Raw genomic sequence first — 20,135 nt, forward strand, 5'->3', positions numbered from 1 at the left:
CAATGACCGCTGCCACCATTGCCCCGACCCGCTTGCGCTTAGGGCTGGCCGCGCTCGCCGTCAGTGCGTTCAGCGCGTTCGGCACGCCGGCTCATGCGCGCGGACCGGAGGGCATTGCCGACGTCGCCGAGAAGGTGATCGACGCGGTCGTCAACATCTCGACCTCGCAGACCGTCGAGGCCAAGGGCGGCGCCAACACCATGCCGCAACTGCCGCCCGGCTCGCCCTTCGAGGAGTTCTTCGACGACTTCTTCAAGAACCGCAAAGGCCCCGGTGGTGGCAGCAAGGGCGGCGATAATGGCAGCGGGCCGCCGCGCAAGACCAACTCGCTCGGGTCCGGCTTCATCATCGACACGGCAGGCGTCGTCGTCACCAACAACCACGTCATTGCCGACGCCGACGAGATCAACGTCATCCTCAACGACGGCACCAAGATCAAGGCCGATCTGGTCGGCGTCGACAAGAAGACCGACCTTGCCGTGCTCAAGTTCAAGCCGCCGAAGCCGCTGGTCGCGGTGAAGTTCGGCGACAGCGACAAGCTGCGCCTCGGCGATTGGGTGGTCGCGATCGGCAATCCGTTCAGCCTGGGCGGCACGGTGACGGCCGGCATCGTCTCGGCCAAGAACCGCGACATCTCCTCGGGGCCCTATGACAGCTACATCCAGACCGACGCCGCCATCAACCGCGGCAATTCCGGCGGTCCGCTGTTCAACCTCGAAGGCGACGTCATCGGCGTCAACACCCTGATCATCTCGCCGTCCGGCGGCTCGATCGGTATCGGCTTCGCGGTGCCGTCGAAGACGGTCGCGGGCGTCGTCGACCAGCTGCGCCAGTTCGGCGAACTCCGCCGCGGCTGGCTCGGGGTGCGCATCCAGGGCGTCACCGACGAGATTGCCGAGAGCCTCAACATCAAGCCGGCGCGCGGCGCGCTGGTGGCGGGCGTCGACGACAAGGGCCCGGCCAAGCCCGCCGGCATCGAGCCCGGCGACGTCGTGGTCAAGTTCGACGGCAAGGACGTCAAGGACCCCAAGGACCTCTCCCGTGTCGTCGCCGACACCGCGGTCGGCAAGGAGGTCGATGTCGTCATCATCCGCAAGGGCGAGGAGCAGACCAAGAAAGTCACGCTTGGCCGCTTGCAGGATCCCGACAAGGTGCAGGCCGCGGTGAAGACCGACGAGCCCCCGCCCGAGAAGCTGGTGACGCAGAAAGCGCTCGGCCTCGATCTCGCCGCGCTCAGCAAGGATCTGCGCTCGCGCTACAAGATCAAGGACAGCGTCAAGGGCGTGGTCGTCACCAATGTCGACGCCAATTCGGATGCCGCCGAGAAGCGCCTCTCCGCCGGCGACGTCATCGTCGAAGTCGCGCAGGAGGCCGTCTCCAGCGGCGCCGACATCCAGAAGCGCGTCGACCAGCTCAAGAAGGACGGCAAGAAGTCCGTGCTGCTGCTGGTCTCGAACGGTGACGGCGAATTGCGGTTCGTCGCGCTGAGCGTGCAGTAGTCGCCGCACAGTCTCGTAGGGTGGGCAAAGCGAAGCGTGCCCACCAACTTTCTTCCCTTGCATCAAGAGTGGTGGGCACGGCGCTGACGCGCCTTTGCCCACCCTACGGGTGCTTGGCGTGCAGCTAGAAGCTACGCTTCCACAAACTCGTCGCGCCGGTAGCCCTGCGCATACAGCAGCGCGGTGAGATCACCGTGATCGATCCGTGCCGCCGCAGCCGCGGCGACCGCCGGCTTGGCGTGATACGCGACGCCCAGGCCCGCCGCCTGGATCATCGCGAGGTCATTGGCACCGTCGCCGGCCACGACGGAGTCGATGTCGTCGAGGTCGAACGATTCCATCAGATCCACCAGCGTCGCGAGTTTTGCCGCGCGGCCGAGGATCGGCTCCTTGACCTCGCCGGTGAACTTGCCGTCGCGCACGACGAGCTCGTTGGCGCGGTTCTCCTGGAAGCCGATCTTGGCGGCGACCGCGCTGGTGAACAGGGTGAAGCCGCCGGAGACGAGGCAGGTGTAGGCGCCATGTTTACGCATGGTCGCGACCAGCGCACGGCCGCCCGGGGTCAGCGTGATGCGTTTGGCCAGCACCTCGTCGACCACGCTGGCGGGAAGACCCTTCAGCAGCGCGACGCGTTCGCGCAGCGCCGGCTCGAACTCGATCTCGCCGCGCATCGCGCGTTCGGTGATGGCGGCGACATGGGCCTTCATTCCGACGAGATCGGCGAGCTCGTCGATGCATTCCTGGCCGATCATGGTGGAATCCATGTCGGCGAGAAAAAGTTTCTTGCGCCGGAAGCCGACAGGCTGCACCACGATGTCGATGGGCAGGTCGCCGCGCAGCTCGCGGAGCCGCTGCTCGATGGCGTGACGGTCGCCTTCGAGGTTATCCTGCGCGCCGAACGGAATATCGACCGCAACCCCGTCGAACAGCCAGTGCGCCGGTTGCGCCTTCGGCAGCACGGCGCGGGCGCCGTCGACGATGGTAGAGTCGAGCGCAGGATTGTCGGGGTGGCAGATCAGCGTGGCGACGAGGGACATTTGAGGTTTTCGTGAGCGAGGGGCATACGAGCAAGGCCGTGCTTATCGCAGGCCCGACCGCCAGCGGCAAGTCGGCGCTGGCGCTGGAGCTTGCCCTCAGCGCCGGCGGCACCGTCATCAATGCCGATTCCATGCAGGTCTACCGCGACCTCCGCATCATCACGGCACGCCCCACCCATGGCGAGGAGGCGCGCGCGCCGCACCGGCTCTACGGCCATGTCGATGCGGCCGTGAATTTCTCGGCCGGTGCCTGGGTGAGCGATGCGGCCAAGGCGCTCGAAGAGGCGCAAGCCCAAGGCCGCCTGCCGATCTTCATCGGCGGCACCGGGCTCTATTTCAAGGCGCTGACGGCGGGCCTCTCCGTGGTGCCTCCGATCCCTGCTGATGTGCGCGAGGACGTGCGCGCCCGGCTGGAGCGGAACGGCGTCGAGGCGCTGCATGCGGAACTCGCGCGCCGCGATCCGCGTGCGGCCGAGCGATTGAACCTGCGCGACCGGACCCGGATCGCGCGCGCGCTCGAAGTGATCGAGGCGACCGGCCGCTCGTTGCTGGATTGGCACCATGAGGGCCAGCCGCCGCTCTTGCCCAGGGACAGTTATCGCGCGGTGTTCCTCGCGCCCGAGCGCGACGAGCTCTATGCCCGCATCGATGCGCGTTTCGACGCGATGCTGGGTGCCGGTGCGCTGAAGGAGGTCGAGCGACTGGCCGCCCGCCAGCTCGATCCGCTGCTCCCGGCGATGAAGGCCCATGGCGTGCCGGCGCTGATCCGGCATCTGCGCGGCGAGCTCAGCCTGGAGGACGCCGCCACGATCGGACGCGCCGACACCCGCCACTATGCGAAGCGGCAATTCACCTGGTTTCGGCATCAGCTCCCCGAATTCGAGTGGGTGAAGCTGGAGGAGGCGAGGGGATGGCTCGCCGCCGCCGTGAACGCGGCCCGGGACGAGAATTAAGAGACGGTCGTCGTTCCGGGGGCGCGCGCAGTGCGAGCCCGGAACCCATAACCACAGGCGGTTATGTGGCCGCGGCTGCTGGCTACCGTCTCGTGCCCGATGTTGGCCTGGGGTTATGGATTCCTGGCTCGATGCTTCGCATCACCCCGGAATGACGAGCGGGACTTGACGCGCTTTTGTGCTCGGGTTCCCGCATTTACCTCTCGCCGAACCTCGGGAACACCGCTACACTGCCAAAATCGCGCGGGAACGGCCGCTTTGCCTTGACATCCAGGCTTTGGCCGTTATGTTTCGCGCAACCTTTGGGAAGCCGGGCACCTGCCATGCGTAACATTATTACCAAACTCCTTATCGCCGTCGTACCCAGGCACACCGCCGGGGGTGGCTAGCTGCCATCCACAAGACAGGCGGTGTGCATGGGCCCTCTTCGGGGCCTTTTTTATTTCCCGAACCCAGAACGAAAGCCGCTGACAACAGCGCATCCGGAGCAAGCCAATGAGCGACAAGAGCCACGATCCGAACCAGATGACCGGCGCCGCGATGATCGTCCGCGCGCTCATCGATCACGGCGTGACGGACATCTTCGGCTATCCCGGCGGCGCGGTGCTTCCGATCTATGACGAGATCTTCCAGCAGAGCGAGGTCCAGCACATCCTGGTCCGCCACGAGCAGGGCGCAGGCCACGCCGCCGAGGGCTATGCGCGCTCGACCGGCAAGCCGGGCGTTGCGCTGGTGACCTCCGGCCCCGGCGCCACCAACATGGTGACGCCGCTGACCGACGCGTTGATGGACTCGATCCCGCTGGTCTGCATCTCCGGCCAGGTGCCGACGCATCTGATCGGCAACGACGCCTTCCAGGAATGCGACACGGTCGGCATCACGCGGCCCTGCACCAAACACAACTGGCTGGTCCGCGACGTCAACGACCTCGCCAAGGTGCTGCACGAGGCGTTCTATGTCGCCACCTCGGGCCGTCCCGGCCCGGTGCTTGTCGACGTGCCCAAGGACGTGCAGTTCGCGACCGGCACCTATCATCCGCCCCGCAAATCCGACGTGCACCGCTCTTACGCCCCGCGCGTGAAGGGCGATGCGACGCAGATCCGGAAAGCCGTTTCGCTGCTCGCGAATGCCAAGCGTCCGGTGATCTACAGCGGCGGCGGTGTCATCAATTCCGGCCCGGAGGCCACCAAGCTCTTGCGCGAGTTGGTCGAGGTCACTGGCTTCCCGATCACGTCCACGCTGATGGGCCTCGGCGCGTATCCGGCCTCGGGCAAGAACTGGCTCGGCATGCTCGGCATGCACGGCACCTACGAGGCCAACATGACGATGCATGATTGCGACGTCATGCTGTGCGTCGGCGCGCGCTTCGACGACCGCATCACCGGCCGCGTCGATGCGTTCTCGCCCGGCTCGAAGAAGATCCACATCGACATCGATCCGTCCTCGATCAACAAGAACATCCGTGTCGACGTGCCGATCATCGGCGACTGCGGCAACGTCCTCGGCGACATCGTCCAGGTGTTCAAGGCGGAGGCGAAGAAGCCGGACATCAAGTCGTGGTGGCAGCAGATCACGCAATGGCGCGCCCGCAATTCGCTCTATTACAAGAAGAGCAACGACGTCATCCTGCCGCAGCACGCGATCCAGAGCCTGTTCGAGGCGACGCGCGGCAAGGACACCTACATCACGACCGAGGTCGGCCAGCACCAGATGTGGGCGGCGCAGTTCTACGGCTTCGAGGAGCCGCACCGCTGGATGACGTCGGGCGGGCTCGGCACCATGGGCTACGGCCTGCCGGCCGCGGTCGGCGTGCAGGTTGCCCATCCCGATAGCCTTGTCATCGACATCGCGGGCGATGCCTCGGTGCAGATGACGATGCAGGAGATGTCGACGGCAGTTCAGTATGAGCTGCCGATCAAGATCTTCATCCTCAACAACCAGTACATGGGCATGGTGCGGCAGTGGCAGCAGCTGCTGCACGGCAACCGGCTGTCGCATTCCTACTCGGAGGCGCTGCCGGACTTCGTCAAGCTCGCGGAGGCCTATGGCGCCGTCGGCCTGCAGGTGCACAAGCCCGCCGATCTCGAGGGCGCCATCAAGGAGATGATCTCGGTCAAGCGCCCGGTGCTGTTCGACTGCCGTGTCGCGGCGCTGGAAAACTGCTTCCCGATGATTCCCTCCGGCAAGGCGCATAACGAGATGCTGCTGCCCGAGCAGGCCAATGACGAGGCGACGGCGAAGGCGTTCGCCGGCGGCAAGGCGCTGGTGTGAGCGTGATGGTCACAAACTCCGCTGTCATCGCCCGGCTTGACCGGGCGATCCAGTACGCCGCGGCCTCTCGATCAATCTCAGGGGCCTCTGGAATACTGGATCCCCGCCTTCGCGGGGATGACAGCTGCGAGAGACGGTGGATGGAAGGCCTACGATGTTCGACCTGACGGAGCTCGAGCGCGCACATGCGATCGTGGGGCAGGCGGTGCCGGCGACGCCGGCGCGCGGCTGGCCGCTGCTCGCTGAGCGTCTCGGCACCGAGGTCATCGTCAAGCACGAAAACCATACGCCGATCGGCGCCTTCAAGGTGCGCGGCGGGCTGGTCTATCTCGACCGGCTGAAGCGCGAGCGGCCGAACACGCCAGGCATCATCTCGGCGACGCGCGGCAATCACGGCCAGAGTCTCGCATTCGCGGCGAGCCGACACGGCGTGCCCGCGGTGATCTACGTGCCATCAGGCAATTCGGTCGAGAAGAATCGGGCGATGAGGGCGTTCGGCGCCGAGCTGGTCGAGCACGGCGAGGATTTCCAGGCCGCCCGCGAGGAGGCCGAGCGCCGCGCGCAGTTCGCAGGGCTCCACATGGTGCCGTCGTTCCACCCGGACCTCGTGCTGGGCGTTGCGACCTACGCGCTCGAGCTGTTCCGCTCGGCGCCCGATCTCGACATCCTCTATGTGCCGATCGGGCAGGGCTCCGGCATCTGCGGCTGCATCATGGCGCGCGATCTTCTGGGCCTGAAGACCGAGATCGTCGGCGTGCAGTCGACGGAAGCGCCATCCTATGCGCTGTCGTTCGCGGCCGGCACGATCGTGACGACCGAGACGGCCAATACGCTCGCCGACGGCATGGCGACGCGTATCCCTGACGAGGATGCGCTGGCGCTGATCCGCAAGGGCGCCTCGCGCATCGTGCAGGTCACCGACGACGAGGTCGCCGCCGCGATTCGCGCCTACTGGACCGACACGCATAATCTCGCCGAAGGCGCCGGCGCAGCCGCGCTCGCCGCGGCGCTGCAAGAAAAGAGCAAGCTGAAGGGCAAGCGCGTCGGTCTCGTGCTGTCCGGCGGCAATATCGATTTCGATCTGTTCAAGCGATGGGTGCTCGCATGATGACGCGTGCGCTCGCCAAATACACAGCTGTCATCGTCCGGCTTGACCGGACGATCCAGTACGCCGCGGCTGTCGTGGGAATCTCGATGCCAGTGATTACTGGATGCCCCGCCTTCGCGGGGCACGACGAAGAACCAGGGGGACGACAATGAACCAGCCTGCATCCGCCTACTTCATCGAGGACCGTCACGATCCCAACGAGACGCACACGCTCGCGGTGCTCGTGCAGAACGAGCCCGGTGTGCTCGCGCGCGTGATCGGCCTGTTCTCGGGGCGCGGCTACAACATCGAGAGCCTCACCGTCTCGGAGACCGAGGCCCAGAAGCACCTGTCGCGCATCACCATCGTCACGACGGGCACGCCGATGGTGATCGAGCAGATCAAGCACCAGCTCGACCGCATGATCCCGGTCTACCGCGTCGTCGACATGACCCAGACCAAGCGCTCGATCGAGCGTGAGCTGGCGATGGTCAAGGTGCGCGGGCAGGGTGAGCATCGGGTCGAGGCGCTGCGGCTCGCGGATGCGTTCCGCGCCCGCGTGATCGACGCCACCACCGAGAGCTTTGTGTTCGAGATCACCGGCAACACGGACAAGATCAATCAGTTTATCGACCTGATGCGCCCGCTCGGCCTTGTCGAGGTGTCGCGCACTGGCGTTGCCGCGATCGGTCGCGGGCCTGAAGGGATGTGAACCATGCTGGCGCGCGACTGGTATTACAACGAGCGGAACCGGATGGGGATCGAGCCCGCTGTGGCCTCGATCTACGACAACCATGACGATGCCGACCTGCGGGCGCGCGCCGCGCTGAAAATGCTCGGGGTGCAGCGCGGCTGGCGCGTCGCCGATATCGGCTGCGGCAACGGCGTGCTTGCCACCGAAGCCGCGCTGATGGGCGCCGAGGTCGACGCCATCGACATCTCGCCGGCGATGCTGGCGCTCGCCGAGATCTACGCGCGCGACCGCAAGGCGCCCGTGCGCACCCAGTCCGCCGGCTTGCTCAGCTTCGCCTACCGGCCGGAATCCTATGACCTCATCGTCAGCGAGTTCACGCTGCACCATCTGCCGGATTTCTGGAAGGCGGTGGCGATGTCGCGGATCTATCGTGCGCTCAAGCCCGGTGGCAGCTTCTATTTGCGCGACATCGTCTACGCCTCGATGCCCGATGCGATCGAGCGCGACGTCGAGCAATGGGCCGACTTCCACATCAAGAACCACGATTTTTCCCGCGGGGGCGTGGTGACGCATATGCGGGACGAGTATTCCACCTTCGGCTGGGTGATGGAGCGGATGCTGACCGATGTCGGCTTCACGCTGGTCTCGGCCGATTACCACGCGCCGATGCACGGCACTTATCTGCTGCGAAAACCCAATTCTTCCACGTAAAGGCCGGCGAGCAAGGCTAGACCAGAACAAAAAACAGGGCTGCACGACAAGGCAGAACCGGAAACAACAATGAAGCCGGCCGACATCCTCATCGCCCTCCTGGTGGCGATCATCTGGGGGCTTGCCTTCGTGGCGAGCCGTATCGCGCTCGACGAGTTATCGCCGGAGCTGATGACGGCGATGCGTTTCACCATCGCCGCGGTGCCGTGCCTGTTCATTCCCAAACCGAAGGTCGCCTGGTCGCTGCTGATCGCGATCAGCTTCACGCTGTTCCTCGGCCAATTCCTGTCGCAGGCCTACGGCATCGCCCACGGCGTGCCGGTGGGGCTGACCTCCGTCGTCGTGCAGAGCCAGGCGCTATTCACCATCGGGCTCGCCGCGATCGTCTTCGGCGAGCGCCCGACGCCGCTACAGACGCTCGGCATCGTCATCGCCGCAGCCGGTCTTCTGATGATCTGTGGCACCGTCGGCTACGATTTCAGCGTCGGCGCATTCGCGGTGCTGATGATCTCGCCGGCCAGCTTTGCCGTCGGCAATCTGCTGCTGCGCAGCGCTTGCGGCGCGCCGATGTTCGATCTGTTCGCCTGGCTGTGCCTCGCTTCGGCCGTGCCGCTGTTCGCGCTGGCGCTGATCGCCAACGGGCCGGCGGCGACATGGGCCTCGCTGACGCACATGTCGCTGACGTCGGCCCTTTGCATGCTGATGCTCGGCGCCATCTCGACCAGCATCGCCTATTGGCTGTGGGGCCGCCTCTTGCGCGACTATCCGGCTGCACAAGTGGTGCCATTCGCACTGCTGGTGCCGTTCGTCGGTTCCGCCGCCTCCAGCATCGTGTTCGGCGAGCGGTTCGGGCCACTGCGCCTCGCCGGCATGCTGACCGTGATCGGCGGCATCGCGGTGATGGTGCTGGCCAGGCGCCCGCAAGCGCTGCAGAAAACTGCGTGAGGTGATGATGACCTATTCGCTGTTCTACGCCTTCCTCGCCTTCATGGTCGTGATGTACTTCACGCCCGGGCCGAACAACATCATGCTGCTGTCGTCGGGCCTCACCTACGGCTTCCGCCGCACCGTCCCGCACATCGTCGGCATCGTGCTCGGCTTTGCTTTCATGGTCGCCACCGTCGGCCTTGGGCTTGGCACCGTCTTCCTGGCCTATCCGATCCTCCAGACCATCCTGAAATATGCCGGCGCCGCCTACCTGATCTACCTCGCCGTCGTGATCGCCATGTCGGGTCCGGCCAAGCCGGGCGAGGAGGATGGTCGCGGCCCGATGACCTTCTGGGGTGCGGCCATGTTCCAGTGGATCAACGCCAAGGGCTGGGTGATCGTGATCGGCACCATCACCGCCTATGCGGCGATCGCCCAATTCCCCCTCAACATCGCGATCCAGACCCTGATCAGCCTGCTGGTCGGCACCGTCTCGACCGTGGTCTGGGCCTTGTTCGGCACTGCCCTGCGGCCCGTCCTGACTTCCGAGCGGCTGGTCCGCGCCTTCAATATCCTGATGGCGATCCTGCTGCTCGCCTCCCTCTACCCCGTTTTCATGGATGCATGATGTCGCGGATTTCCATGCAGAAACGGGTTTCCCTAAGGGGCCGAAATGCTCTAGACAGCCCCCGAAATCCGCAAATTTCACCCTTCGGACACTGACCATCGGCCGATTTCGGCCCGCAACGAGGAAACGACTATGCGTGTTTATTACGATCGCGACGCCGACCTGAACCTGATCAAGGGCAAGAAGGTCGCCATCGTCGGCTATGGCAGCCAGGGCCATGCCCATGCGCTCAACCTGAAGGACTCCGGCGTCAAGGAAGTCGCCATTGCGCTGCGCAAGGACTCGGGCTCGGTCAAGAAGGCGGAAGCCGCCGGTTTCAAGGTGATGGAAGTCGCCGAGGCCGCCAAATGGGCCGACCTCGTCATGATGCTGACCCCGGACGAGCTCCAGGGCGACATCTATCGTGACCACCTGCACGACAACATGAAGAAGGGCGCAGCCTTGGTGTTCGCGCACGGCCTCAACGTCCACTTCAACCTGCTGGACCCGCGCGCCGACCTCGACGTGCTGATGATCGCGCCGAAGGGCCCCGGCCACACCGTGCGCTCGGAGTATCAGCGCGGCGGCGGCGTGCCCTGCCTGATCGCGATCGCCAAGGACGTCTCGGGCAACGCCCATGACCTCGGCCTGTCCTACGCCTCCGCCGTCGGCGGCGGCCGCGCCGGCATCATCGAGACCACCTTCAAGGAAGAGTGCGAGACCGACCTGTTCGGCGAGCAGGTGGTTCTCTGCGGCGGTCTGGTCGAGCTGATCAAGGGCGGCTACGAGACCCTGGTCGAGGCCGGCTACGCCCCGGAGATGGCCTATTTCGAGTGCCTGCACGAAGTGAAGCTGATCGTCGACCTGATCTATGAAGGCGGCATCGCCAACATGAACTACTCGATCTCCAACACCGCCGAGTACGGCGAGTACGTCACCGGTCCGCGCATCATCACCGACGAGACCAAGAAGGAGATGCGGAAGGTTCTGGCGGACATCCAGGGCGGCAAGTTCGCCCGCGACTGGATGCTCGAGAACAAGGTCAACCAGACCTCGTTCAAGGCGACCCGTGCCAAGCTCGCCGCGCACCCGATCGAAGAAGTCGGCGCCAAGCTGCGCGACATGATGCCCTGGATCAAGAAGGGCGCGCTGGTCGACAAGTCGAAGAACTGAGCCGTCGTCGTAACGCGGCGTATCGCTTACGCCGCGTCGGACACGAGAGCGAAACCACAAGCTTCGCTCGCCAAACCAAATCTTAAACCTTCGCCACTACCTTGGAGCGAGATCGCAAATGGCGGTCTCGCTCTTTCCATCTCGCGCGAAGCATTGCTGCTTCATTCAAATTCTTCGCGAGTTGAATTGCTCTCCGAGCAGCAAGAACTGACGCTTAAACCACATTCTTGTTCTCGCGTCGCTTCTCAGAATTTCTTCGGACGTCCGCGATCGCCAAAAGCCCAGTGTCTTCAGAGTCAAAGATTCGGCTCTTCATTCACTGTCTCATCGCGCGCTTCGTCTCGCTGTGCGCCGTTCGCGTGCCACTTCATCCTAAGATTCCGCATCCGCTGCACCTTCTTGCGGCGCCTCGCTTGCGTGGAAAGCGCCGTCGCTGCGCGGCCTGAGACCCCCCGTCCATTGCGCTCGTGCGCCCTTCTCCTGCATGATCCCGGGAACTCGAGGGGGAGGGGACCATGCGATCCGTCGTCATCACCGGCGTGTCTACCGGCATCGGCTGGGCCGTTGCGAAATTCCTGATCGGCCGCGGCTATCGCGTTTTCGGCAGCGTTCGCAAGCAGGCCGATGCCGAGCGGCTCCAGGGTGAGTTCGGCCCAAACTTCACGGCGCTTCTGTTCGACGTCACCGACGAGGCAGCAGTCCTCGCTGCTGCGCGAAGAGTTCGCGAGGCGCTCGGCGGCGAGACCCTGGCCGGCCTCGTCAACAATGCCGGCGTCGCGGTCGCCGGCCCCGTGCTCGAATTGTCGGCGGATGATTTCCGCCGTCAGATGGACGTCAACGTCATCGGCCCCGTGATCGCGACGCAGGCTTTCGGGCCGCTGCTCGGCGCCGACCCGTCGCTGAAGGGACCAAAGGGGCGGATCGTAATGATCAGCTCGGTCGCCGGCAGGAACGGCAATCCGTTGTCGGCGCCTTACTGTACCTCCAAGCATGCCATCGAGGGATTGTCGGAAAGCCTCCGCCGCGAGCTGATGCTGTTCGGTATCGACGTCATCATCGTCGCCCCCGGTGCGGTCAAGACGCCGATCTGGAGCAAGGCGGAAGAGATCGATCTGTCCGTCTACCAGAACTCGCCCTATCTGCCGGCACTGAACAAGGTCATGGCGTTCATGATGGAGCTCGGCGCCAAGGGCCTGCCGGCCGAGCGCATCGCCGAAATCGTGTTCGAGGCGCTGACCGCGGCAAGCCCCAAGGTGCGCTACCAGATCACGCCGGACCCGCTGCGTCATCTGATCGGCGCCGTGCTGCCGAAACGGACGCTCGATCGCATCATCGCCAAGCGGCTCGGGCTGCTGCCACAATAAGGCGGCTCGTCAGCCCGCCGCCACGGTTTGCCCGCGCGGGCGCGCGGCCATTGCGATCAGCCGTAGCGCCATCACGACGAGCAGCGGAACGAGGAAGACCGCATAGAGCGGCATCGCCGGCACGCGCTTGCCGAACGACACCATGAACTGGAACCAGAGGTAATAGCCGCCGGCAAGGTGTAGCGCGCGCCAGGCGCGCGGCCCGAGCAGCGCCGCGGTGCGGTCGAACGAGGTCGCGCTCATCGAGATGATGAAGCCATAGCCGATGCCGCCGAAGATGAAGGAGGCGGCTGAGGTGGCCTCGGCAAAGCCGGCCGGATCCATGCTGGCAAAGGCGACGATCGCGACTGCGTGGATGGCGTGGGAGGCGGCGAAGCTGAGGCCCAGATAACGGCGGTTGCGGCGCTGCCATCGCGTCCAGGCGTTGGGCCACAGCCGGGCCAAAGCCGCGGCGCTGAAGGCGAGGCAGAACAGCAGCAGCGAGCTGCGCGCCGTGAAACGGATCACCATGCGCACGCCCTCGACCTCGAACTGCCGCATCGAGGCGATCCACAGGCTGAGCGCGATCAGGCTCAGGGTGAATACGACGAGCAGCCGCCAGCCTTCGAACCAGCCTTGACGTTGTGACATGGCAATCTCCTCCGTTATGTAATCATCGATTACATTTTGCTGCCGCGAAGCCGTCAACGGTGTAATCGCTGCTTACATTCACGTTCGGGTGATGCTAGGAAGCGCCATGCCTGCAAGACAGCCGTCCAAACCGCGCGCCCGCCGCCAGACGCCTGAAGCCCGGCCATATCATCACGGCGACCTCCGCCGCGTGCTGATCGATGCCGCGTTGCAACTGGCAGAAGAGGGGGCCGAGGTCTCGGTGCGCGAGGCTGCGCGCCGTGCCGCGGTGTCGCCGGGGGCGCCATTCCGGCACTTCCCGAGCCGCGATGCCCTGATGGCGGCGGTGGCCGAGGAGGCGCAGCGGCGCTTTCGTATCGAGATCCAGGCGGCATTGGGCGAGGCACCGGCCGCCGATCCGCTCGGCCGCTTTCGCGCCTTCGGCCTCGCCTATCTGCGCTGGGCGATGCGCAACCCCGCACATTTCGAGATCATCTCCACCGGACGCTATTTCGCCCATGGCAGCTCCACCGAGCTGACCCGCGACAACGCCGAACTGATCGCCCTGACCGAGCAGATGCTGGCTGAAGCCGCCAGTCAAGGCCTGCTGCGGTCGGCCGACCTCAAGCGCATCCAGATCGCCGGCCGCGCCCTGGTCTATGGCTTCGCCCGCATGAATCTGGACGGCCACTTTCCGCGCTGGGGCGTGGCGGCGGGCGAGGTCGACCGGATGGCGGAAGCGGTGATCGACCTGTTCATCGCCGGGATCGCGAAGGCCTAGCCATCCGACCCTCATGGTGAGGAGGCGCGCGGGCTCCTCAGGGTGAGGGTGGTGTTGAATGAGATGCGCCGAAGCGTGCGGCACATTCGCGCGTTGCTAACATTAAGCGAAGGTCGGACGCCGGATCGCGTTGCCTGCCCGTGACGGTTCCGTTACAGTTTTGTGACACGGTGCAGGCTTCCGGCTGCGCCGGACGCCGCAGCCGTCCTGGGGCCGGCTCGACGGCTTGGCATCACCGCACCGGATAGGAAGTTGCGTGTCGTCGATGGCGTCCGCGCCCAATCCAGGTCCTTCTGCCGCCACCGCCGTGCTGGCGAGCGTCGCCGCGCTCGGCATCTGGCGGCTGCTCGCGGTCGCGGTGCCGCATCTCGCCGCGCTGGCACTGATGTACGAGACCGAGACCGATTTCGGCTCGCGTCTTTCCTTCGCGCTGGCCTGGGGCATCCTCAACTTCTTCTGGATCACGCTGCTGCGGCGGCCGGCGCTGTCGGGCGCGCTGTCGCTGACCATGGTCGTCGTGCTGGTGCTGCTGTCGCGCCTCAAGCACGACGTGGTGCAGATGACGGTCAACTTCATCGACCTGATGATGATCGACCGCGACACCGTCGCGTTCCTGTTCACGATCTTCCCGAACCTGCGCTGGTCGGTGATCGGGGCCGGCCTCGTCACGCTGCCGCTGATGTACGCGCTGTGGTGGCTCGATCCGTTCCGGATCCGGCGCCTGCCCGCGCTCGCCTGCAAGCTCGCCTGTCTTGCCGCGCTGGTCGGCTATTCGCTCTATCATCCTGATGAGGCTTGGCGCGGCTATTACGACGACGGCTATCTCTCGAAGTTCTTCCGCTCCGGCGTCACCGCGGTCTCCGACTTCGCGCAATATGGATTCATGGAATCTGCCGCGTCCACCAACGAGCGGCTCAACATGCCGCTGGTCGATGCCTGCCATCCCGCCGGCCGCCGGCCGAACATCATCATGATCCATGATGAATCGAGCTTCGACATCCGCGCCGCTGATGGCATCAAGGTGCCGGTAGGTTATGGCAGCCATTTCAAGTCCTGGGACGGCAGGCAGCGCACCTTCCTAGCGGAAAGCAATGGCGGGCCGAGCTGGTTCACCGAATACAACGTGCTCGCGGGACTCTCCTCGCGTTCGTTCGGCCGCTTCGCCTATTTCGTGACGCGCATCGCCTCGAACCGCGTCGAGCGCGGCCTGCCGCTGGCGCTGCGCCGCTGCGGCTACGATACGATGTCGCTCTATCCCGCCCATGGCGGCTTCATGGGCGCGCGCAGCTTTCAGCTGACGACCGGCGTCGAGCGCTTCCTCGACGCGAAGGACCTCGGCGCCAGGGATGTCGAGCCCGACAGCTTCTTCTATGACAAGGCGCTGCAGCTGATGGGCCAGCAGCCGCCGAACAAGCCGCTGTTCACCTTCATCTATCTCGGCGCCAATCATTTCCCCTGGGAGACGCGCTACCGTCCGGACCTGCTGCCGAGCTGGCGTGCGCCGGGCAATGTGCCGTCCATCGACGAATATCTGCGCCGCCAGGCGATGAGCGCCGAGCAGTACAAGGCGTTCGTCGCGGGGCTGAAGAAGAACTTTCCGGGCGAGCCGTTCCTGATCGTGCGCTATGGCGATCATCAGCCGGAGTTCGCGCCGAACCTGCTCGAGCCCGGGCTCGACGAGGGCGCGATCGGCAAGAAGCTCGACGCCTACGATCCGCGCCTCTACGCGACTTATTACGCGATCGATGCCGTCAATTTCGCGCCGGTCAAAACCGAGGCCGTGATGGACACGGTCGACGGCCCCTATCTGCCGCTGGTGATCCAGGAGGCCGCCGGCATCCCGCTCGATCCGTCCTTCGCCGAACAGAAGCAGATCATGCTCCGCTGCAAGGGCATCTTCTACGGCTGCAAGGACGGCGCTGAGGCGCGGCGGTTGAATCGGCTGCTGATCAATGCCGGGATGATCCGGGGGCTGTGAGGACCGGCATCCAGAATCGTAGAGATCGTAGGGTGGGCAAAGCGACTTGTCCGCCGTAGCTCGGAGAGCGAAGGCGGAAGCGTGCCCACCATTCCGTTGTGGTGGGCACGGCGCTTACGCGCCTTTGCCCACCCTACGAAATGCTAGCTTAACGTTCACCCACCTTCCCCCACAGCCACTTCGCCACCGCATCCGGCGATGAATTCGCATCATTGCCGCTGGCGCGCAGGTTTGCCTCGCGCATGGTGGCGATGTCGATCTTGCCGAGCAACGGCTTGAGCGCGGCCTGCAATTTCTCATCGCCGGCGCGCTTTGGCGCCAGCAGCAGGATCGCGTCGTAAGGCGGGATCGCGTGCCGGGGATCGTCGAGCACGACAAGATCGTATTTCGCGATCAGCCCGTCGCTGGTGTAGCCGGCGATCACGTCGACCTCGCCGCTGGCGACCGCCGCATACATGAAGTCCGGCTGCATCTGGCGCTGGGCGCGGAACGAGAGGCCATAGGCCTTTTGCAGGGCGGCCCATTCGGGCCGTGAGAAGAACTCGTAGTCGCCGGCCATCGACATCGCCGGCGCGTGTGCGGCGAGATCGGCGATGCTGCGGATGTGAAGCGCCTCGGCGCGCTTCCTCGGCATCACCAGCGCATAGGCATTCTCGAAGCCGAGCTCGCCGAGCAGGGTGATGTTGTGCTTGGCGAGCGCCGTCTTCAGGTCAGCCAGCAGTTCCGCGCGGGGCTTGATGTCGGTGCGGTGCAGCTGATTGGCCCAGAGCGTCCCGGAATAGTCGACATAGAGGTCGATGTCGCCGGCCTTCAGCGCCTCGAAGATTACGCTGGAGCCGAGGCCCGACCGCGCAGTGGCGGAGAGACCTGCCGCCTGGAGGCGGTCGCGGAGCAGGGCCGACAGCACATATTGCTCGGCAAAGGTCTTGGCGCCGACGACATAGTTTTGCGGCGAGCGCGCCATCGTCGGCACCAGCGTCGTGGCGACCAGCGCCGCAATTCCAATACCGCCGAGCGCGGTGCGCACGCGGCGGCGTCGGCGCAAGCCGCTTTCGATCAGGCCGAGCAGCTGATCGACGGCGAGCGCCAGCAGTGCCGAGGCAAGGCAGCCGAACAGCACGAACACCCAGTTTTGGGTCTGAAGCCCGGCAAAGATGTAATTGCCGAGGCTGGTCTGCCCGATCGGTGTCGAGAGCGTCGCGGTGCCGATCACCCACACCGCGGCGGTGCGGATGCCCGCCATCATCACCGGCAGTGCCAGCGGCAGTTCGACCATGACGAGCGACTGCCGCGCGGTCATGCCGACACCCTTGGCAGCCTCGATCAGCGCCGGATCGATACCGTTGAGGCCGGTGATGCCGTTGCGCAGCACCGGCAGCATCGAATAGAGCGCCAGCGCCAGCATCGCCGGCAGGAAGCCGAACGCGGAGAAGGAGACGCCGAACCAGGAGAGCGTGACCGAGGCAGCTAGCAGCAGCAGCGGATAGAACAGTGCAAGCAGCGCCAGCCCCGGTACCGTCTGCACGACGCTGGCGAGCGCGAGCAGGACCGCGCGCGGCGCCGGGCTGTTGCGCGTGAGAATCGCCAGCGGCAGACTGACCGCGAGACCGAGCGCCAGCGCGGCGAGGCTCACCCGCACATGGTTGCCGAGATAGTCGGGCAAATGCGCCAGCGCCTCGCCCCAGCGCGGATCATTGAGGAGGCTCATGCCGCACCGCTCTGCGGCAGCAGCGCGTTCAGCCGCTCGACCTGGCGCCGCGGCGTGCGCAGCAGCTCCAGCACATAGGCGTCGCTGCTCTTGGACAGCTCCGCCGGTGTGCCCTGCGCCAGCAGCTTGCCGCCGCGCATCACCGCGATGCGGTCGGCCAGCAGGATGGCCTCGGTCATGTCGTGCGTGATCATGACGGTGGTCAGGCCGAGCTTCTTGTGCAGCGCGCGATAGTCGTCACCGAGCGCATCGCGGGTGAGGGGATCGAGCGCGCCGAACGGCTCGTCCATCAACACGATGCGCGGGCGCGCCGCCAGCGCCCGCGCCACTCCGACGCGCTGCCGCTGACCGCCCGAGAGCGCTTCGGGGAGGCGGTCGCGATGGGCGCTGCGGTCGAGCTGCACGAGCTCGAGCAGCTCGTCGACCCGCACCGCGATATCCGCCGCTGGCGCGCCCAGCAATCTTGGCGTGATCCCGATATTGTCGGCGACGCTCAAATGCGGGAATAGCCCGCCGCTCTGGAAGACATAGCCGATCCGCCGCCGCAGTGCGACCGGATCGACGTTTAGCACGTCCTCGCCTTCGACCGTGATGGTGCCGGCATCGGCCTCGATCAGCCGGTTGGCGAGCCGCAGCAACGTGGTCTTGCCCGAGCCCGAGCCGCCGACGATGGCCACGAACTCGCCCTCGTCAATGTCGAGCGAGACGTCATCCACGGCCTTGAGCAGGCCAAAGCTCTTGGTGACGCGCTGGTAGCTGATGGCAGCTTTGGAGGACATCGGGGCGGGACTCGCTCTTCTTTACCCTCCCCCTCCCGGGGAGGGTAAGAGCACGGCAAGAGCCCATGCGTAGCACGCTTGGCGGCTTGATTGAACTTGGCGGCGCGAGCGGCTAAGGCATCGGATCAAGTCTGGAGGGAACACATGACAACGCCCACGGCAGTGGCGCTGGAAGATGCCAAGGTTGCGTTCCGGCTCGGGGACGGGCGGGTCTATACGGCGGTGGAGAAGGCGCATCTTACGGTGGCGCAGGGCGAGTTCGTTGCCATCGTCGGCCCGACCGGCTGCGGGAAATCGACGCTGCTCAACGTCGCCGCCGGCTTGCTCAAGCCTGCCGCCGGCAACGTCAAGATTTTCGACCGGCCGCTGGCAGGGCTGAACCGGGATGCCGGCTACCTGTTCCAGGCCGATGCGCTGTTCCCCTGGAAGACCGCGCTCGACAATGTCGCGATTGGGCTCGAGATCAAAGGCACGCCGCGTGCCGAGGCGCTGCCGCGGGCGCAGAAATGGCTGACCTCGGTTGGTCTTGGCGCCTTCGCCGGCCGCTATCCGCACATGCTCTCCGGCGGCCAGCGCAAGCGCGTGGCACTGGCACAGGTGCTGATCCGCGATCCGAAGATCCTGCTGATGGACGAGCCGTTCGGGCCGCTCGATGCGCAGACCCGCCAGGTGATGGGCAATCTGCTGCTCGACCTCTGGAATGCCGACCGCAAGGCCGTGCTGTTCGTCACCCATGATCTCGAAGAGGCGATCGCGCTCGCCGATCGCGTGGTGATCATGTCGGCCGGGCCGTCCTCGCGGATCATCGGCGACTGGCGCGTGAGCCTGCCGCGCCCGCGCGATATCTTCGAGGTGCGGCTCGACAAGGAGTTCCATGCCCTCCATCGCGAGATCTGGAGCGTGCTGAAGGACGAGGTGATGAAGGGTTACGCGCAATCCACTCACGCGGCGGAGGCGGTCTGATGTCGCGCCCGACGCTGTTTGCGCTGCAAGTCCTGGTCGCGGTCGTCTGCATCGTGCTGTGGCAGGTGCTGTCGACCGTTCCCGTGTTCGGCAAGATCTTGCTGCCGCCGTTCTTCTTCTCCAACCCGTTCGACGTCTTCAGCCAGATCGTGAAATGGTTCGCTTCCGGCGTGATCTGGAAGCATCTCGGCATCACGCTCGCCGAATCGATCCTCGCCTTCGTGATCGGATCGCTCGGTGGCGTTCTTGTCGGCTTCTGGTTCGCGCGCCAGCCGATCGTCGCCGCGGTGTTCGATCCCTACGTGAAGATGGTCAACGCGTTGCCGCGCGTCGTGCTCGCGCCGATCTTCGCGCTGTGGCTCGGCCTCGGCATCTGGTCCAAGGTCGCGCTCGGCGTGACGCTGGTGTTCTTCATCGTCTTCTTCAACGTCTATCAGGGCGTCAAGGAGGTCAGCCGCACCGTCCTCGATAACGGCCGCATGCTCGGCATGAGCGAGCGGCAGCTGATGCAGCACGTCTATTGGCCCTCGGCACTGTCCTGGATGTTCTCCTCGCTGCACACCTCGGTCGGCTTCGCCGTGGTCGGCGCTGTCGTCGGCGAATATCTGGGATCGGCGGCGGGGCTCGGCTATCTCATCCAACAGGCCGAGGGCGTGTTCGACGTCGCCGGCGTCTTCGCCGGCATGTTCGTGCTGTCGGTCTTCGTCATCCTGATCGATTTCGGGGTGACGCTGGTTGAGCGCAGGCTGCTGGTGTGGCGGCCGACGGTGGACGGGCGCGGCTGAACCGCCTCGTTTGGCCGCTGACATTTATGTGATTGGCCGGCCGGAATAGAACGCGCGCCCACGCGTCAAACCCCCATGCAACCACCCGCATGGGAGTTTTCGATGCCATCCTCACAGTTTCGCCGCGCCTTAGCAACGCTCGCAGGCAGATGTCGATGGCCCCGGCCGGGCCTCGGCACGGCGTTGCTTGCCGCGCGCATTTTGGTCGC

General features: G+C 65.4%; 17 protein-coding genes and 1 pseudogene. 14 read left to right on the forward strand and 4 right to left on the reverse strand.

Annotated elements, in window-relative coordinates:
• The first annotated feature begins 2 nt into the window (after positions 1-2).
• Complete coding sequence (locus AAFG16_RS12320) at positions 3-1,499, forward strand: Do family serine endopeptidase (protein ID WP_283084797.1); 1,497 nt, start codon at positions 3-5, stop codon at positions 1,497-1,499.
• A 131-nt stretch (positions 1,500-1,630) separates the two neighbouring features.
• On the opposite strand, the gene serB is transcribed toward AAFG16_RS12320, so the two are convergent.
• Positions 1,631-2,536 carry a phosphoserine phosphatase SerB gene (serB, locus tag AAFG16_RS12325; RefSeq protein WP_342739306.1) on the reverse strand — a complete coding sequence of 302 codons (906 nt, stop codon included), beginning with the start codon at positions 2,534-2,536 and terminating at the stop codon, positions 1,631-1,633.
• 11 nt (positions 2,537-2,547) lie between these two features.
• On the opposite strand from serB, the gene miaA reads away from it, so the two are divergent.
• The 9 genes and pseudogenes from miaA (at position 2,548) to AAFG16_RS12370 (ending at position 12,323) form a co-directional block, all read left to right on the forward strand.
• Positions 2,548-3,489, forward strand: coding sequence for a tRNA (adenosine(37)-N6)-dimethylallyltransferase MiaA (miaA, locus tag AAFG16_RS12330; protein WP_342739307.1), 942 nt, complete (start codon positions 2,548-2,550; stop codon positions 3,487-3,489).
• Between the two features lie 495 nt (positions 3,490-3,984).
• Complete coding sequence (locus tag AAFG16_RS12335) at positions 3,985-5,760, forward strand: acetolactate synthase 3 large subunit (RefSeq protein ID WP_342739308.1); 1,776 nt, start codon at positions 3,985-3,987, stop codon at positions 5,758-5,760.
• Positions 5,761-5,914: 154 nt separating this feature from the next.
• Positions 5,915-6,868, forward strand: coding sequence for a threonine dehydratase (locus AAFG16_RS12340; RefSeq protein WP_342739309.1), 954 nt, complete (start codon positions 5,915-5,917; stop codon positions 6,866-6,868).
• 148 nt (positions 6,869-7,016) lie between these two features.
• Positions 7,017-7,559 carry an acetolactate synthase small subunit gene (gene ilvN / locus AAFG16_RS12345; RefSeq protein WP_027572493.1) on the forward strand — a complete coding sequence of 181 codons (543 nt, stop codon included), beginning with the start codon at positions 7,017-7,019 and terminating at the stop codon, positions 7,557-7,559.
• Positions 7,560-7,562: 3 nt separating this feature from the next.
• Positions 7,563-8,272: pseudogene (locus AAFG16_RS12350) on the forward strand (class I SAM-dependent methyltransferase).
• A gap of 49 nt (positions 8,273-8,321) precedes the next feature.
• Positions 8,322-9,197 carry an EamA family transporter gene (locus AAFG16_RS12355; RefSeq protein ID WP_342739310.1) on the forward strand — a complete coding sequence of 292 codons (876 nt, stop codon included), beginning with the start codon at positions 8,322-8,324 and terminating at the stop codon, positions 9,195-9,197.
• A gap of 7 nt (positions 9,198-9,204) precedes the next feature.
• The gene (locus tag AAFG16_RS12360; protein ID WP_342739311.1) at positions 9,205-9,807 is read left to right on the forward strand and encodes a LysE family translocator; all 603 of its coding nucleotides are present in this window, start codon (positions 9,205-9,207) and stop codon (positions 9,805-9,807) included.
• A gap of 132 nt (positions 9,808-9,939) precedes the next feature.
• Complete coding sequence (gene ilvC / locus AAFG16_RS12365) at positions 9,940-10,959, forward strand: ketol-acid reductoisomerase (RefSeq protein WP_027560506.1); 1,020 nt, start codon at positions 9,940-9,942, stop codon at positions 10,957-10,959.
• Between the two features lie 515 nt (positions 10,960-11,474).
• The gene (locus AAFG16_RS12370) at positions 11,475-12,323 is read left to right on the forward strand and encodes an SDR family oxidoreductase (protein ID WP_283084804.1); all 849 of its coding nucleotides are present in this window, start codon (positions 11,475-11,477) and stop codon (positions 12,321-12,323) included.
• Between the two features lie 9 nt (positions 12,324-12,332).
• Here AAFG16_RS12370 and AAFG16_RS12375 read toward each other — a convergent pair whose 3' ends face one another.
• On the reverse strand, positions 12,333-12,953 hold the full coding sequence (locus tag AAFG16_RS12375) for a hypothetical protein (RefSeq protein WP_342739312.1): 621 nt from the start codon (positions 12,951-12,953) through the stop codon (positions 12,333-12,335).
• A 190-nt stretch (positions 12,954-13,143) separates the two neighbouring features.
• On the opposite strand from AAFG16_RS12375, the gene AAFG16_RS12380 reads away from it, so the two are divergent.
• Entirely contained in the window at positions 13,144-13,713 is a 570-nt protein-coding gene (locus AAFG16_RS12380) for a TetR/AcrR family transcriptional regulator (protein ID WP_342739313.1), read from the forward strand.
• 265 nt (positions 13,714-13,978) lie between these two features.
• A complete protein-coding gene (locus tag AAFG16_RS12385; RefSeq protein ID WP_342740897.1) occupies positions 13,979-15,691 on the forward strand; it encodes a sulfatase-like hydrolase/transferase in 1,713 nt (570 codons plus the stop codon).
• A 148-nt stretch (positions 15,692-15,839) separates the two neighbouring features.
• Here the strand turns inward: AAFG16_RS12385 and AAFG16_RS12390 are convergent, their stop codons facing one another.
• Both AAFG16_RS12390 and AAFG16_RS12395 read right to left on the reverse strand, forming a co-directional pair.
• Positions 15,840-17,399, reverse strand: coding sequence for a glycine betaine ABC transporter substrate-binding protein (locus AAFG16_RS12390; protein ID WP_342739314.1), 1,560 nt, complete (start codon positions 17,397-17,399; stop codon positions 15,840-15,842).
• Positions 17,396-18,178, reverse strand: coding sequence for an ABC transporter ATP-binding protein (locus tag AAFG16_RS12395; protein WP_342739315.1), 783 nt, complete (start codon positions 18,176-18,178; stop codon positions 17,396-17,398). Before AAFG16_RS12395 ends, AAFG16_RS12390 begins: the two co-directional genes overlap by 4 nt.
• A 144-nt stretch (positions 18,179-18,322) precedes the next feature.
• On the opposite strand from AAFG16_RS12395, the gene AAFG16_RS12400 reads away from it, so the two are divergent.
• Both AAFG16_RS12400 and AAFG16_RS12405 read left to right on the forward strand, forming a co-directional pair.
• On the forward strand, positions 18,323-19,141 hold the full coding sequence (locus AAFG16_RS12400) for an ABC transporter ATP-binding protein (protein ID WP_092212534.1): 819 nt from the start codon (positions 18,323-18,325) through the stop codon (positions 19,139-19,141).
• The gene (locus tag AAFG16_RS12405; RefSeq protein WP_283084810.1) at positions 19,141-19,926 is read left to right on the forward strand and encodes an ABC transporter permease; all 786 of its coding nucleotides are present in this window, start codon (positions 19,141-19,143) and stop codon (positions 19,924-19,926) included. Before AAFG16_RS12400 ends, AAFG16_RS12405 begins: the two co-directional genes overlap by 1 nt.
• The last annotated feature ends 209 nt before the right edge of the window (positions 19,927-20,135 follow it).

The organism is Bradyrhizobium sp. B117, from assembly GCF_038969555.1.
In the GTDB taxonomy this organism is placed as follows: domain Bacteria; phylum Pseudomonadota; class Alphaproteobacteria; order Rhizobiales; family Xanthobacteraceae; genus Bradyrhizobium.

What these genes read in the sequence shown, in the direction of transcription:
- AAFG16_RS12320 (WP_283084797.1), top strand. Translation starts at nt 3, where the DNA reads ATGACCGCTGCCACCATTGCCCCGACCCGCTTGCGCTTAGGGCTGGCC.
- serB (WP_342739306.1), bottom strand. Translation starts at nt 2,536, where the DNA reads ATGTCCCTCGTCGCCACGCTGATCTGCCACCCCGACAATCCTGCGCTC.
- AAFG16_RS12335 (WP_342739308.1), top strand. Translation starts at nt 3,985, where the DNA reads ATGAGCGACAAGAGCCACGATCCGAACCAGATGACCGGCGCCGCGATG.
- AAFG16_RS12340 (WP_342739309.1), top strand. Translation starts at nt 5,915, where the DNA reads ATGTTCGACCTGACGGAGCTCGAGCGCGCACATGCGATCGTGGGGCAG.
- ilvN (WP_027572493.1), top strand. Translation starts at nt 7,017, where the DNA reads ATGAACCAGCCTGCATCCGCCTACTTCATCGAGGACCGTCACGATCCC.
- AAFG16_RS12355 (WP_342739310.1), top strand. Translation starts at nt 8,322, where the DNA reads ATGAAGCCGGCCGACATCCTCATCGCCCTCCTGGTGGCGATCATCTGG.
- AAFG16_RS12360 (WP_342739311.1), top strand. Translation starts at nt 9,205, where the DNA reads ATGACCTATTCGCTGTTCTACGCCTTCCTCGCCTTCATGGTCGTGATG.
- ilvC (WP_027560506.1), top strand. Translation starts at nt 9,940, where the DNA reads ATGCGTGTTTATTACGATCGCGACGCCGACCTGAACCTGATCAAGGGC.
- AAFG16_RS12370 (WP_283084804.1), top strand. Translation starts at nt 11,475, where the DNA reads ATGCGATCCGTCGTCATCACCGGCGTGTCTACCGGCATCGGCTGGGCC.
- AAFG16_RS12375 (WP_342739312.1), bottom strand. Translation starts at nt 12,953, where the DNA reads ATGTCACAACGTCAAGGCTGGTTCGAAGGCTGGCGGCTGCTCGTCGTA.
- AAFG16_RS12385 (WP_342740897.1), top strand. Translation starts at nt 13,979, where the DNA reads ATGGCGTCCGCGCCCAATCCAGGTCCTTCTGCCGCCACCGCCGTGCTG.
- AAFG16_RS12390 (WP_342739314.1), bottom strand. Translation starts at nt 17,399, where the DNA reads ATGAGCCTCCTCAATGATCCGCGCTGGGGCGAGGCGCTGGCGCATTTG.
- AAFG16_RS12395 (WP_342739315.1), bottom strand. Translation starts at nt 18,178, where the DNA reads ATGTCCTCCAAAGCTGCCATCAGCTACCAGCGCGTCACCAAGAGCTTT.
- AAFG16_RS12400 (WP_092212534.1), top strand. Translation starts at nt 18,323, where the DNA reads ATGACAACGCCCACGGCAGTGGCGCTGGAAGATGCCAAGGTTGCGTTC.
- AAFG16_RS12405 (WP_283084810.1), top strand. Translation starts at nt 19,141, where the DNA reads ATGTCGCGCCCGACGCTGTTTGCGCTGCAAGTCCTGGTCGCGGTCGTC.